The organism is Tannerella forsythia (assembly GCF_001006485.1).
GTDB lineage: Bacteria > Bacteroidota > Bacteroidia > Bacteroidales > Tannerellaceae > Tannerella > Tannerella forsythia.
In genome coordinates this window covers 1-411 of sequence record NZ_JUET01000013.1, presented here as the reverse complement: position 1 = coordinate 411, position 411 = coordinate 1, and the positions used below count along the sequence as shown (strand labels likewise).

The following is a 411-nucleotide window of genomic DNA, read 5'->3' as shown; positions in this document are numbered from 1 at the left end:
AGATGTGTATAAGAGACAGCTGTTTCATCACGTAATATTGAAATTACCAAATATGTTTTAAGTTTGATGATCTTGGACAAGAATGTCTCTAAAACGGAAGGCGCTTTGCAGAAAGTGTCTCGCGTTATTGAATCGGCTCGCTCACAGAGAGAGCATTTTAGCGATTTTCATGACAATGTTATCGCGACACTTGCAAGAGCCTATTCCGAAAACATCAGTCAAATCAGCCCAAGAATTATCGTCAACGGCCAACACGGACATTTGCAAAATCCAAAAACTGCGAATAAAATCAGGGCATTATTGCTGGCAGGCATTCGAGCAACGCTTTTATGGCGTCAAGTTGGCGGGACGCGATGGGGACTACTCTGGAGCCGCAAGAAATACCTGCAATCAGCTCAATCACTCTATCGA

Annotated in this window: 1 protein-coding gene; it reads left to right on the top strand. The window is 43.3% G+C overall.

Annotated elements, in window-relative coordinates; translation table 11 throughout:
• Positions 1–36: 36 nt before the first annotated feature.
• The coding region (locus Tanf_RS16580) for a DUF489 family protein (protein WP_262509265.1) at positions 37–411 on the top strand (375 nt) is incomplete at its 3' end.